This window comes from Paenibacillus hubeiensis (assembly GCF_032334105.1).
GTDB classification, from domain to species: Bacteria; Bacillota; Bacilli; order Paenibacillales; family Paenibacillaceae; genus Paenibacillus; species Paenibacillus hubeiensis.
Map to the genome: position 1 here is coordinate 219260 of NZ_JAVYAE020000009.1, position 13706 is coordinate 232965.

Here is a 13706-nt window from a genome sequence, read left to right on the forward strand (position 1 = left end):
GTTTAATCCTCCTTTTCAATGGCGACCGCATGCGCGATGCATGGAATGCTTTCACCCTGTTGGTACGATAGCGGGGACAGCAAAGCCCCTGTAGCAACGACGAGCACCCGCTTCAGTTCGCCTTCCTGCATTCGGTTCAATATGTGGCCATACGTTACAGTCGCCGAACAACCGCAGCCGCTGCCTCCTGCAACGACTTGGGGCTGCTTGTCCCGATCATAGATCATCAAACCGCAATCGTTGAACGTCGTCTGCTCCATAGAGATACCTTCCTTCTGAAGCAATTCCTTTGTGATCGGCAGTCCCACGGAAGCCAGATCGCCGGTGACGATCAGGTCGTAATAACTGGGGTCAAGCTGGGTATCCCGGAAGTGGGAGACGATGGTGTCGGCTGCTGCGGGAGCCATCGCAGCGCCCATGTTGAACGGATCCTTAATGCCCATGTCCATGACTCTTCCGATCGTTGCCCTTGTAACGGCAGGGCCTTCTCCGGTACGAGCCACGACGCCGCAGCCTGAACCGGTAACGGTATATTGGGCATACGGCGGCTTCTGCGAGCCGTATTCCGTCGGATAGCGGAACTGCTTCTCCACCGTGCAATTGTGGCTCACCGTACCGGCCAACACGTAATCTCCGGCTCCGGAATCGACGATCATGGAGGCCAGCGCCAGCGTTTCCATCGATGTGGAGCACGCCCCGAACACGCCCAAATAAGGCGCTCCCAGCTGCCTTGCGGAAAAGGAGCTGCTAATGATCTGGTTCATCAGGTCACCGCCAACGAAGAAATGAAGCTCCTCCTTGGTGATATTGGCATTGATCAGCGCCAGTTGAGTCGCTTTTTCCAGCAGTTTGCGCTCCGCTTTCTCCCACGTCTTCTCGCCCATTTCAAGCGAGTCGTATACATAGTCGAAATCGGAAGCGAGCGGTCCCTGCCCCTCGTCCGGCCCTACGACCGTCGCTCGGCCGATGAGACGGGGACGGCTGTCGAACTGCCAGGTCTGACGGCCGACCCTTTTCATAAATGCCCACCCCCGAATCCGAGAAAGGCATACACGACGCCGATAATAAACGCGGCGACGACGCCAAAGACGATGACCGAGCCGGCCAGCTTGAACATGTTCGCACCGACGCCGAGGACAAGGCCCTCCGCCCGATGCTCAAGCGCGGCGGAACACATGGAGTTGGCGAACCCGGTTACAGGCACGGCCGTTCCCGCTCCGGCCCATTGGGCGATTTTGTCGTATACGCCCAAGCACGTCAAAATGACCGAGATCAAAATCATGACCGCCACGGTAGGACTTGACGCTTGCTTGGCCGTCATGTCAAAGCCTGCCATAAAAGCCTGTTGGATCGCTTGTCCGATCAGGCAGATCGTGCCGCCCACAAAAAAGGCCTTAACGCAATTGCCCCAGATCGGCCGTGCCGGTTCATGTTTTTTGGCAACCTTCTTGTACTCCTGCTCGCTGATGGATATGGACGATGCTTTTTTCCCACTGCCGAATCCCTTCGTTTGAGTTGGCAAGGTGAAGACCTCCTTCGAAATGGAATCACGCTGCTCACAGCATGTTGGAGTCAATTCCTCTCTACATTGTTTGTTATTGCTCCCAAGGTTATGTATCCGGCAAATCGAGGCATTTATTTCCAAATCAGCTCAAGCCCGCAACCGGATGTCGGAGGTTTCAATACTCTAGCGTCACAAATAAATCAGGACGATCACGAGCAGCATAAACAGTACGATGATGATGATCTCTTCTTTTCTCTGGTAATCCGGCTTCATCGTTGTCTCCATCTCCTTCAAGGGGTCCGATTCCGTTCCAGTTATGCATATTCACAAACCATGCTGCCAGACAGGGGCATGTGCGGAGATTTGCAGACCTTCTGCGCGGCTGTGGGTTATTCCACCTTTCCTATACATGACGCAAACATGGACATTTGGGATAACAACGTTCATACTATGATGTGACCAGTGGTTAATTTGTCTTTCCTTTTCCGGAAAGTCATCCGTCCGGCAGCCGTTCTGCCGCGACTTCGTTTACCTTACATACAAACAGAGGAGTTGGTTATGCATGAATCAAAAAACGCTGGACATGTTTCGCACATTGACCGAATTTCCGTCCGTTTCGGGCTTTGAACGCGAACTGCGCGCTTGGATGAAAGACCAAATGTCGGCCTACACGCAAGAATTCGTTCAAGACCGATTGGGAAGTCTCTTCGGCGTGCTTCGCGGGGAAGAAACCGGACCGAAAGTCATGGTAGCCGGTCATTTTGACGAAGTGGGCTTTATGACGACAGGCATTACGGAGACCGGCATGATCAAGTTCCGTCCACTCGGCGGATGGTGGAGCCAGGCCGTGCTGTCGCAGCGATTGCAGATCATTACGCCCGATCGCCGGATTACAGGCGTAGTCGGATCGACACCTACCCATTTGCTGGACGAATCCCAACGCAGCAAACCCGTCGATCTGAACCACATGTATCTGGACATCGGAGCGGATAACCGGGAAGAAGCCGAATCATGGGGCATCCATCCAGGCATGCAGATCGTGCCGATCTGCGAGTTCACACCGCTCGCCAATCCGAAAAAAATCATGGCGAAAGCTTGGGATAACCGTTACGGGGTTGGCTTGGCGCTGGAACTTTTGGAGGAACTGCACAAGGAGCAGCTGCCGAACACGCTCTACAGCGGCGCAACCGTTCAGGAAGAACTGGGTCTACGCGGTGCTCGTACGGCAGCGAGCCTCATTCAGCCTGACATTTTCTTTGCACTCGATTGCAGTGCAGCCAATGACATGACCGGCGACAAACAATCGTTCGGACATATCGGCCAAGGCGCCCTGCTGCGAATCTTCGACCCGACCATGTTCACCCACCGCGGCATTGTGGAATACGTGCAGGATACAGCTTCCACGAATCAGATCAAAATGCAGTATTTCATCTCTCCGGGCGGCACGGACGCCGGACAGGTTCATCTGAGCGGCATCGGAGTGCCTTCTACGGTCATCGGCATTTGCGCGCGCTACATCCATACGTCTTCTTCCATTATCCATACGGATGATTACGATGCGGCGAAAGAGCTGCTCGTGAAGCTGGTCAAAGGTCTGGACCGGACCACGCTGAATACCATTATTGATAACGCCTGAGCGATCGTAATAACAGATTGGGGCTGTCCCGTAGGTCATGAAAATGACGAGGGTCAGCCCCTATTTCTTTTCAGGTCGAGAACCTTTCATCCGAAGATTTCATAAGATAGAATACATAAGCAAGTTCCAAACCGAGAAAACAGCAGGTGATCCGTGATGGCAACCGGAAGGAAAGGGAAAACAACCAGATCATCCAATAAAAATTCAAATAAAACGAACGTGGCCAACGATCTGCTGAACGGAAGCCTTTCAAGCAAAAAACTGGCTTTCATCGTCGCGGCTTTGCTTGTTAGCGGCAAATTAAGAGTTGACGCCGTTACGCTATTCCGGGGAGCAACCTTGCTGGTTACCTTGACGGGACGATATAAAACGTTGAAGGATTTTCAACCGAGCAATGCGGATCAATTGAAGGATTTTCTGGATCAGAATGGAGATATGACCATCAATGACATCATTCAGGTTTTCCAGCAGCGAATGAATTCCTGATGCAGGATGCGGAAGGTGAGGGATTGTTGTGGAATCATCCGCTTTCGATGGCGTCGGCTTTGCCGAATTGCTGATTGCTTTCATTCTTATTATGCTGTTCGTGTTCGGATCAACGGACATCGAAACTCTGTCCGGTGCACCCACCAGCGGCTAAACCATTCAACATGCGAAGCGGATTTGCTCTATGGCTGCGCATAGTTAAAAAAACGCCAGTCCCGCATCATCGGAACTGGCATTTTTGGTTCGAACGTCATTTGCGGTTGCCTGGCCGGCCATTCATAAAAACATCGGCGAAAAGGCGATCCAGGCCAAAATCAGCGTCAACACGATACATACGTTTTCAACCACGGCCCCATGCCTTGATCCGGTGCTCATCAAGTTGGCGCGGATCCGCCACTTCAATGGCGGCAACGGCTTGATGCCGCGATTCGTCAGCGAATCGGCAAGAAGATGCATGGCATAAGCCGAACCTCCGGCCAGCCAGATGGCATCCCCCTGCTGCTGCTGGGTTGTCGCATACAACAGCCCCGTCCATACGGCGGTTCCATACAGCGTATGCGTAAGTCCCCGATGCGTGAGCGTGGTGCAGAGCATGAGCAAGCTTCCCCCGATCAAGTTCCAGGGTGCAAGCGAATGGCCATAAAATACAAGGCCAAGCCCGATCGCAAACATCAACACCTTGCGCAGCGACCTGGACGGCAAAAACGAAACGAGCGCGATCAGCGCGGCAAGCAGCAAATTCCACGGTTTGGCCGGAACGACAAAATAAACGAACACGGCCGCAGGAAGCAAAATCGTTTGCAGCAGCCGAAGCAAGCCGTTTGGCAGCGCCTTGGACACCAGCAAGGAATTCGGTTCGTCGATGTCCGGCAGCAGCGAACCGATTAACGCCGCGGCAACGGCAGGAACGGTTACAGGCACGCCCGCAAATTGAAGGACAGAAAGAGAAACGCCTGTCCCGATAATGAGGTGGGATCTTCCCATCATGATGCCATAACATCCTTTCGCAAAAATAGGGAACAGGGACGGTCCGTCTTTTATCATACAATGAAAGCCAAATAAGAACAATAGTTCGCATTTATCATTTGCCTTGATCCTCCATTTTGTGGTAGTAGCGCGTATATCCCATTCATACATGAAAAACACAAATAATAAATTTTCGTTTTCGTGAGCCCCGTCACACTTTTAAATTAGTGATCGTTTTATCGTTATTAGTGAAAAATATCACATAATATGTCGGCTATGTCATGTATGATTCAAATATGGACCACTAAAATTCGTGGTAACGCACAGTGTACATCCAAGGAGGCATATACACATGAACGGGAATAGAGAAAAGTTAGTTATTATCGGAAACGGCATGGCAGGAATCAGCACGGTGGAGCAAATTCTGAAACTCAGCTCCCGCTTTGACATTACCGTCATTGGAACAGAACCTTATCCCAACTACAATCGCATCATGCTTTCTTATGTGCTGGAAGGCAGCAAAACGATCGACGACATCGTGCTGAACGATCTGCACTGGTATGCTGACTACGGCATTACACTGCATACAGGCACAACCGCTACACGGATTGACGCGGAAACACGCGAAGTCGTAACCGACGCGGGCACAACAATTCCTTATGACAAAGTGATCATCGCAACAGGCTCCAGTTCGTTTATCCTTCCGGTTCCGGGACATGACAAACAGGGCGTCGTCGGTTTCCGGGACATCGCGGATTGCAACGAAATGCTCGAAGCGGCCAAGCAATACAAAAAAGCGGCGGTCATCGGCGGCGGACTCCTCGGCCTCGAAGCGGCTAAAGGTCTCGTGCAGCTCGGCATGGACGTTACCGTGGTGCACTTGATGCAGGACTTGATGGAGCGTCAGCTTGATCCGCAAGCCGCAGCCATGCTGAAGGCGGAACTGGAGCGACAAGGGATCAAATTCAAAATGGGCGCGGAAACGAAGGAGTTGATCGGCGGCGAGCGCGTGCAGGGCCTTCGTTTCGCCGACGATTCGGTGCTGGATGCGGATTTCGTCGTGATGGCGGTCGGCATCAAGCCAAACACAAGCGTGGCCCGCGAGAGCGGCATCGAAGTGAACCGCGGGATCGTGGTCAACGATTATTTGCAAACCTCGATGGAAAACGTCTATTCTGTCGGCGAGTGTACCGAACATCGCGGCACCTGTTACGGCCTCGTGGCCCCGTTGTTCGAACAGGGCATGGTTCTGGCGAAACATATTTGCGGCGTGGAAACGGCTCCGTATGAAGGCTCGGTGGTATCCACGAAACTGAAAATCTCGGGCGTCGACGTGTTCTCGACAGGCGAATTCCTCGACAGTCCCGAACATACGATCATTTCGCACAAAGACGATTGGAAACGCACGTACAAAAAAATATTGCTGCGCGACAACATCATGGTAGGGGCCGTGCTGTTCGGGGACATCACCGATTCAGCCGAGCTGCAAAAATTAATCAAACAACAGGCGGTAATGACCGATGACCTGTACGCTGCACTCATGGGTACCGGCTGCGGCGGCCACAAAAAGGCTGCCTCCGTGGAAACGATGCCTGAAGACGAGATCGTTTGCGGCTGCAACGGCGTTACCAAAGGGGCCATCGTGGATGCCATTACCAATCAAGGGCTGAGCAGCGTGGACGAGATCAAAGCCTGCACGGGTGCAACCCGTTCTTGCGGCGGCTGTAAACCGGTCGTGGAACAGATTTTGCAATATGTACTTGGAGACGGCTTCACAAGCGGAGCCAAACAAGGCATCTGCAGCTGTACCTCATTAAGCCGGGACGAAATCGTTGCCGAAATCCGGGAAAAAGGACTGCAAACAAGCAAAGAAGTCATGAACGTGCTTGGTTGGACCCAGCCTGAGGGATGCTCGAAATGCCGTCCAGCCATCAACTATTACCTGGGCATGATTTACCCCGACACCCATGAGGACGAGAAAGAATCTCGTTTCGTGAACGAACGCATGAACGCCAACATTCAAAAAGACGGTACGTATACCGTTGTACCGCGCATGTATGGCGGGGTAACTACGCCGGAGGAACTGAAACGCATTGCCGACATTTCGGTGAAATACGACGTCAAAGCCGTGAAAGTAACGGGCGGTCAGCGGCTCGACCTGATCGGGGTTAAGAAAGAAGACCTGCCACAAGTATGGGCCGAACTGGATATGCCTTCAGGTTACGCGTACGCCAAATCGCTGCGCACGGTCAAAACATGTGTTGGATCGCAATTCTGCCGCTTCGGTACGCAGGATTCGATGGCCATGGGCGCGCTGCTGGAGCGCAAGTTCGAACGCCTTGATCTGCCTGCCAAATTCAAAATGGCCGTGAACGGCTGCCCGCGGAACTGCGCGGAATCGTGTACTAAAGATATCGGGATCGTGGGCAACGATGGCGGCTGGGAGCTGTTCATCGGCGGCAATGGCGGCATCAAAGCCCGCTTGGCCGACTCGCTCTGCAAAGTGAAAACCGACGAGGAGCTGATCGAGCTGTGCGGCGCGATCATCCAATATTACCGCGAAACAGGCAATTATCTGGAGCGGACGTCGGAGTGGGTAGAGCGCATCGGACTAGAGCAGATCCGGTCGGTCGTGGTAGACAATATCGAGGAACGCAAAGCATTGATGGCCCGAATCGAGTTCGCCTTACAGCAAGTGGAGGACCCTTGGAAAAAAGCATTGCGGAACGAACAAGGACAAAGCAAGCTCTTTCAAGGCATCGAGGTGGCAGCTCGTCCATAACCCCAGGCACCTTCCGCCCCGGCCTCGGTCGGGGTTTTCATAGATGATCATTACAGACAAAGGAGAGATTCATATGACGACCAAGCAAACGGGAACGTATTTCGCAGCGGGAGAGATTGAGGAATTTCTGCCGCGCATCGGAAGAGTGGTTGATATTGAGGGCCATGAGCTGGCCGTTTTCCGTGCTTCCGACGGGACTGTATTCGCTGCGGACAACAGCAACCCTCACCCTAAAGGCGGACCGCTGGCGGAAGGCATCGTGTCAGGACATTATTTGTACGACCCGCTCTACGATTGGAAAATCGACCTCAGCACAGGCTTGGTGCAAGCTCCCGATGAGGGTCAAGTCCGCATGTATCCGGTAAAAATCGAGGATGGCCGAGTCTGGATCTCCATATAACTCGCCAGCGCCTCCGCTTCTGTATCGCACACCTTTTATTTGAGTTCCTTAATGGGGGAAAACGACATGTACACACCTAATGTTGAAGGCATTATTGAAGCCGCCGTCAAAAAGCGGGACGCGATGAACAACAGCCTGCCGCGTTATATGGTATCCGCCCTGATGGCGGGCGCTTACGTGGGTCTGGGCATCATTCTCATTTTCAGCATCGGCGCCCCGCTGCTCGCGGCCAAATCGCCCCTGCAAATGATGCTGATGGGCATGTCCTTCGGACTTGCGCTCACACTGGTCATTTTTGCCGGTTCCGAGCTGTTTACGGGCAATAACATGTTTTTTACGATGAGCACGCTCGCAGGGCGTACCACCGTGAAAGATACGCTGAAAAACTGGGGCCTCGTCTTCCTTGGCAACCTGATCGGCGCCGTGCTGCTCTGCCTGCTGATATTGGGCAGCGGTCTATTCAAAAGCGCGGCCCCGGAGCATATTATTTTTGCCGTATCGGCCAAAAAAATGGCCGCCCCGGTTACCGAGTTGTTCTTTCGCGGCATCCTGTGTAACTGGCTCGTCTGTCTCGCCATCTGGATGTCCGCCCGCTCCAAGGAAGACATCGCCAAGCTGGTGCTGATCTGGTGGTGCCTGTACGCCTTTATCGCCAGCGGATACGAGCATAGCGTGGCCAATATGACGCTGCTTTCCCTGTCCTGGCTTCTTCCGAACCATCCGGATACGATTACGCTCGCAGGCTGGTTCCATAACATGATTCCGGTTACGCTGGGCAATATCGTCGGCGGAGCGCTTTTTGTCGGCATGGCGTATTGGTACGTGTCCCCTGTACGCAAAAAAGCAAGGCCGTAAAAGCTAACACAAGAAAAAGGCAACCCTGGGAATGTTGCTCTCCCCGAATGCCTTCTCATTACAGAGGCATAATAAAACCACGGAACTCAGCAACCGCTCACATATGGAGCGGAAGAGAACTCTGTGGTTTTTGTGTTTCCAGGAAGACGCTGGTCCCGTTATTACCGAATCGTCTACGTTCGTTAATACTGCGTTGACAGATCTGGAGTATAGTCGGTTCATACTACAGCAAAGGATGATCACTCCATGGGCATTCATACGTACTTTCGATCGCTGAACGATCTTGAACGCATTATCCGTACTCCGGGCAAGTTCAAATTCGAGGAGCACAGCGTCTCGGCGCATTCCTGGAAAGTCGTGCAGTACGCCAAAACGCTGGCCGATATCGAGGAATTGAATGGCGTCGCCATTGATTGGAAGAAGCTCTACGAGATTACGAGCAGCCATGATTATGGCGAAATTTTCATCGGCGACATCAAAACCCCGGTCAAACATAATTCCCTTGAACTTCGCTCCATGCTGCAGCAAGTCGAAGAAGGCATGGTGGCCCATTTCATCGATGAGAACATCCCCGAGCAATTTCAACCCATCTTCCGCAGACAACTGCGCGAAGGCAAGGATCACAGCGTCGAAGGTTTGATCCTTGAAGTTGCCGACAAGATGGACCAGGTGTACGAAGCATTCGCTGAAATGCAGCGCGGCAATACCGAGAAAGAGTTTATCGTCATGTACCGCTACGCCCTGATCAAGATCAAAAACATCGACCTGCACTGCGTGCGTTATTTCCTCGATCACATTCTCCCCGATATCGTGCAGGAAGGACTTCTCTCCCCGATCGACATCCGCAAAATTACCGAAGAAGCGATGGCCCAGTAATAGCCCTGCCGATCAGCTCACGTCACCCTGATGCGCAGACTGGGCTTTTTTTCGTTGCGCGCACTGCTGCCGGTAATCGCTGGGATACAGTCCCGTTTTGTTTTTGAAAATCCGGCTGAAATAGTGGGAGTCCCCGTACCCTACCGCTCTGCCCACGCTCTTGATATCCATGTCTTCATGGGCAGCCAGCATCCGCTTGGCCTCGTTCAGCCGCAGCCCGGTCAAATATTTGAGCGGCGTTTCCCCGGTGACCTTTTTGAAGCATTTCCCCAAATAATCGACGCTGAAATGCAGCTGCCCCGCCATGTCCTGCAGCGTGATCTCATGCATGTAATTTTGTTTCAGGTAGAGCTTCACCGCATCGGCGATATCCTCCGGCTGCGCCTGCTCCTCCGTCACGGCGCTGACATGGGTGAGCGAATCCGCAGCATGGCCCAGCTTGATTTCCATCGCATCCAGCAGCGCTCGCAGCTGATCTTCCCTTAACGGCTTGAGCAGATAATCCTCCACTTTGTAGCTGATCGCCTGCCGCGCGTACTCGAATTCATGATGGCCGCTCAAAATGACGATCTTCACATGCGGGTAGGCGAAATATAGATGTTTGGCCAACTCCAGCCCGTTCATCACCGGCATCTGAATGTCCGTCACTACGAGATCGGGGACCGTTTGCTCCATCAATTGCAGCGCTTCACGGCCGTTCCGCGCCTCTCCGATGACTTCGAAGCGGGAATCCAGCTCCCGAAATTTGCGCGACACATTGCGACGAATCAACGCTTCGTCTTCTACGATGATCGTTCGATAAGTCATTGCCATCGTTATCCCTTCTCCTTTCGAATGGAACCGCCGATCGTGATGCGCATCCCGCCGGACGGCAGATTCACGATGTGCATGCAGGCCGCGTCACCATACCATAATTTCAGCCTGATCCAACTGTTTTTGAGCCCCATGCCGTTGATCTGCATGTCGGGCATCCGCTCCCAATCGTGCGAGGATTCGATGTACTGTTCCATCGCCGCGAGCGTCTCCGGCTCCATGCCTGGGCCGTTGTCTTCCACCGTCATGCTCCATGTCCCCTGTTCCTCATCCTGCTCCCCCGTAATTCGCAATTTCCATGGCGGGACGTCGCTCAGCCCGTATTTCATTACGTTTTCCAGCAAAGGCTGAATGAGCAGCGTTGGAACGACCTGTCCTTTCATGTCTTCTGGAATATCGAACTCATACTGCAGATCATCCTCAAACCGGATTTTCATGCATTCGAGATAACGTTCGCAGTACTCCAGCTCTTCCGCCAACGTAACGCCGTTTCGGCCGGAAGCCGATATATAACGCAGCATCGAAGCGATATGGCCGCAAAAAGCAACAATTTCTTCGTTCATGCCTTCCTCGGCCATAATGCTGATGTTCGTGATGTTGTTGTATAGAAAATGAGGATTCATCTGCGATTGCAGCGCCAGCAGGCGAGCCTGCGTTTCTTCCGACTTGAGCGCCAGCATGTCCTGGAAGGACTGTACCAGCTGCTGGTTCAGCCGAATGAACGTATCGTTCAATTCATCCATCTCCCGAATGGAGCCTGGGTGCTCCAGCTTGAACATTTGCGCAGGGTCCTGTCCCGTTTCGAGCTGCTGCACGCCCGTTTTCTGAATGATGCGCTGCAGGCGATGCAGCGGCAAAGTGACCCTCTTCGAGATCAGATAGGATAAAAGAAGAATAAGCATAAGCGTGCCCACGGTCACCCCGATGATCAACAGCGCCATCCGGTTCAGGCCGGCAAACAGCGATGATTTCGATTGCGTCAAAATGACCGTCCATCCCGTCTCCCCGGACATCGCGTAAGTCATCATCTGCTTCGCCCCTCCGTCAAATGCGGCTACTTCCTGCATCGTTTCGGGTGCATAACCGCCACTGCGAATCATTTCTTCGTAATAATTGGCTACCGCCGCCGAGGAACCCTCTCCGTCCGCAGAGAACGGATACAACCGTCGGCTTTGGTCATCCAACACGTAGATATGCAGCTCATTGTTGCTTGCCTGCAATTCGTCCAGCGAACCAAATACGGTGTGTGCATCCTGCAATATTTCGACGATGCCCTGACTGACATAATTGCCGTCTTTGTACACCCGTGTTAACGAAAGGTACTGGCTCGTCGGTCGTCCCTGCCCGGTCGGCATGGGTAAGGAACCGCCCTCCAGAAGCTGCAGGACGCGCCATCCGTTTCGCTTCCACGTTTCTTCGTACCACGGACGTTTGGTCATGTCGACGGACAGCTGCCCGTTGAACGCCCCGGCGCCGATCATTTTGCCGTTTACGTCATAAATGTTCGCCTGCTGCGCCGTATTCGAGCTGCTGATGACGGCAAGAATGACATCGATGAGCGTGGTCGTATCCTTGTAAAATGCCGAGTCCGCAATGGGCCGCTGAGGATCTTCCTCCGCAGGGGACAAGTAATGGCTGAAATGCTCCTTGACCAGGTTCGAGTAGACGATGCTCATCGAAAAATTGTTCATTTTAATGATTTCCTGATCGAGATTGCTCACGATCGACATGCTTAGCTGTCTTTGCTGGTCGGCGCTGCGGCTGCGGATGTCGTTTGCGAGAAACATGTACAGCAAGCTGGCCACCAGCAGCGCAAACACGATGAACACGGCGGAGTAATACGTAAACAGGCTTTGCTGCAATGTTCTAAAACGATATCGGACCATGGTTTATCCACCCCGTCAAAATGATCATGTCTGGCGCCCGGCGAAAATGTCCACCTCAACAGAACGCTTTTGTCTATTGAGCGATGTTCCCGTTCACAGTAAAGTTATGCACATAAAGAATACGCTTACATTAAGCGTTATGCAAGACATCATATCTTATTCCATCGGGAGGTTCAATGATGAAAACGAAATTTCTAGCTACGCTCGCAGGCTTGCTGCTTCTGTCCGGCCTGCTGCTTGCCGCATGCGGCTCGGGGGACAAATCCGAAGGTTCGGGCAAGGTAACGCTGACCTTTGGCACAAGCCAGACGGGCATTCCGCGCACAGGCATCATGCAAGAAATGGCCAAGGAATACGAGAAGGAAACCGGCGTCAAAATCGACTTCCAGGTCGTTCCGGATGCCCAGTGGCGCGATCTGATCAAAGTCAAGCTGGCTTCGGGAGAAGCGCCCGACATTTTCAACGTGGACGTGGACCCGCTCAGCATGCCGGCGAACGTAAGACCGGAAGAAAATGCGATTGACCTGACGAGCGAGGAGTTCACCGGCCGCATGTCGGAAGAGATTTTGCCAACGGTCAGCCACAACGACAAAGTGTACGGGGTTTCCTTTGCCCCGACGAAAATATGGTACGTGTATTACAACAAACGCATCTTTAACGAGCTCGGCATCGAACCGCCGACCACGTACGCGGAATTTAAGGAAATCAGCCAAAAGATCAAAGAGAAAGACATCATTCCGTTCTATCAGGCTGCGGCAAGCGGCTGGTACCAGGTGCTGCCTCTGTTCGAAACCGGACCAAACTACGAGAAAAGCACGCCTGGCACCTACGACAAGCTGAACAGCAACGAAATGAAGGTCGCCGACCTGACGCAGCTCAGAACGGTATTGGAGCAGCTGAACGAATTTGCCGAGCTGGGTTACTTCGGTAAAGACTTCCTGTCCAACACGGTTGAGGCGGGCATCGAAGCCTTCGGCCAGGAAAAGGCAGCCATGCTGCTTCGCGTTCCGGGCACGGAGAAGGAAGTCGCCGAGGCCTACCCGGCCATGAAGGACAACATGGGATTCTTCGTGATGCCATGGGGCGATAACCAAACGATCGGCGTGAACCCGGGCGGTTCGGCGGCCATGTTCGGCAACAAAAACAGCAAACATCCGGAAGAAGTGTTGAAGTTTTTCCGTTGGATCACCAAACACGAGAACCTGCAAAAAGTATTTGACGGCGGCGAAGGCAATCTGACCATCTGCTGGCCGGAAATCGAACCGAAGCTGACCCAGGATTACATCGATTACGAGAAAGCGCACGAAAAGGGCACGGTGATGCAGGCCGCAGTCAAATATATCGATCCGCAGTGGATGGATATCGGTAAAGACATCTCCGGCATGTTCGCCGGTGCAATGACGCCGGACCAGATTCTGCAGAACATCGATAAGCGCCGGGCCGAACAAGCCAAGGTATTGAAGGATGAGGCGTGGCAATAAGCCGCGTCCGGCATCGCCGCG

Annotated in this window: 13 protein-coding genes; 8 read left to right on the top strand and 5 right to left on the bottom strand. The window is 53.1% G+C overall.

Annotation, left to right across the window (positions count from 1 at the left end):
• Positions 1 to 2 precede the first annotated feature (2 nt).
• Entirely contained in the window at positions 3 to 1019 is a 1017-nt protein-coding gene (spoVAD, locus tag RSX24_RS21770; protein WP_343261757.1) for a stage V sporulation protein AD, read from the bottom strand.
• Positions 1016 to 1522: a stage V sporulation protein AC gene (gene spoVAC / locus RSX24_RS21775; protein WP_343261758.1), complete on the bottom strand. Its 507-nt coding sequence runs from the start codon at positions 1520 to 1522 to the stop codon at positions 1016 to 1018. Before spoVAC ends, spoVAD begins: the two co-directional genes overlap by 4 nt.
• Positions 1523 to 2066: 544 nt before the next feature.
• On the opposite strand from spoVAC, the gene RSX24_RS21780 reads away from it, so the two are divergent.
• The 3 genes from RSX24_RS21780 to RSX24_RS21790 all read left to right on the top strand — a co-directional run bounded on the left by RSX24_RS21780 (position 2067) and on the right by RSX24_RS21790 (position 3780).
• On the top strand, positions 2067 to 3140 hold the full coding sequence (locus RSX24_RS21780; protein WP_343261759.1) for a M42 family metallopeptidase: 1074 nt from the start codon (positions 2067 to 2069) through the stop codon (positions 3138 to 3140).
• 156 nt (positions 3141 to 3296) lie between these two features.
• Positions 3297 to 3626: a hypothetical protein gene (locus tag RSX24_RS21785; protein WP_236421263.1), complete on the top strand. Its 330-nt coding sequence runs from the start codon at positions 3297 to 3299 to the stop codon at positions 3624 to 3626.
• Positions 3627 to 3654: 28 nt separating this feature from the next.
• Entirely contained in the window at positions 3655 to 3780 is a 126-nt protein-coding gene (locus tag RSX24_RS21790; RefSeq protein ID WP_290371509.1) for a hypothetical protein, read from the top strand.
• Between the two features lie 122 nt (positions 3781 to 3902).
• Here the strand turns inward: RSX24_RS21790 and RSX24_RS21795 are convergent, their stop codons facing one another.
• The gene (locus tag RSX24_RS21795; protein WP_236421262.1) at positions 3903 to 4613 is read right to left on the bottom strand and encodes a metal-dependent hydrolase; all 711 of its coding nucleotides are present in this window, start codon (positions 4611 to 4613) and stop codon (positions 3903 to 3905) included.
• A gap of 331 nt (positions 4614 to 4944) precedes the next feature.
• On the opposite strand from RSX24_RS21795, the gene nirB reads away from it, so the two are divergent.
• The 4 genes from nirB (at position 4945) to RSX24_RS21815 (ending at position 9505) form a co-directional block, all read left to right on the top strand.
• Positions 4945 to 7374: a nitrite reductase large subunit NirB gene (gene nirB, locus RSX24_RS21800; protein ID WP_343261760.1), complete on the top strand. Its 2430-nt coding sequence runs from the start codon at positions 4945 to 4947 to the stop codon at positions 7372 to 7374.
• A gap of 73 nt (positions 7375 to 7447) precedes the next feature.
• Complete coding sequence (gene nirD / locus RSX24_RS21805; RefSeq protein ID WP_343261761.1) at positions 7448 to 7774, top strand: nitrite reductase small subunit NirD; 327 nt, start codon at positions 7448 to 7450, stop codon at positions 7772 to 7774.
• 66 nt (positions 7775 to 7840) lie between these two features.
• Positions 7841 to 8629: a formate/nitrite transporter family protein gene (locus RSX24_RS21810; protein WP_339273896.1), complete on the top strand. Its 789-nt coding sequence runs from the start codon at positions 7841 to 7843 to the stop codon at positions 8627 to 8629.
• Between the two features lie 246 nt (positions 8630 to 8875).
• Positions 8876 to 9505, top strand: a complete 630-nt coding sequence (locus tag RSX24_RS21815; protein WP_343261762.1) for a YfbR-like 5'-deoxynucleotidase — start codon at positions 8876 to 8878, stop codon at positions 9503 to 9505.
• Positions 9506 to 9517: 12 nt separating this feature from the next.
• On the opposite strand, the gene RSX24_RS21820 is transcribed toward RSX24_RS21815, so the two are convergent.
• Positions 9518 to 10318 (bottom strand): response regulator transcription factor, encoded by an 801-nt coding sequence (locus tag RSX24_RS21820; protein WP_236421257.1) that lies wholly within the window; start codon positions 10316 to 10318, stop codon positions 9518 to 9520.
• Between the two features lie 2 nt (positions 10319 to 10320).
• The gene (locus tag RSX24_RS21825) at positions 10321 to 12204 is read right to left on the bottom strand and encodes a cache domain-containing sensor histidine kinase (RefSeq protein ID WP_343261763.1); all 1884 of its coding nucleotides are present in this window, start codon (positions 12202 to 12204) and stop codon (positions 10321 to 10323) included.
• A 179-nt stretch (positions 12205 to 12383) separates the two neighbouring features.
• On the opposite strand from RSX24_RS21825, the gene RSX24_RS21830 reads away from it, so the two are divergent.
• Entirely contained in the window at positions 12384 to 13685 is a 1302-nt protein-coding gene (locus RSX24_RS21830) for an ABC transporter substrate-binding protein (protein ID WP_343261764.1), read from the top strand.
• Positions 13686 to 13706: the final 21 nt, after the last annotated feature.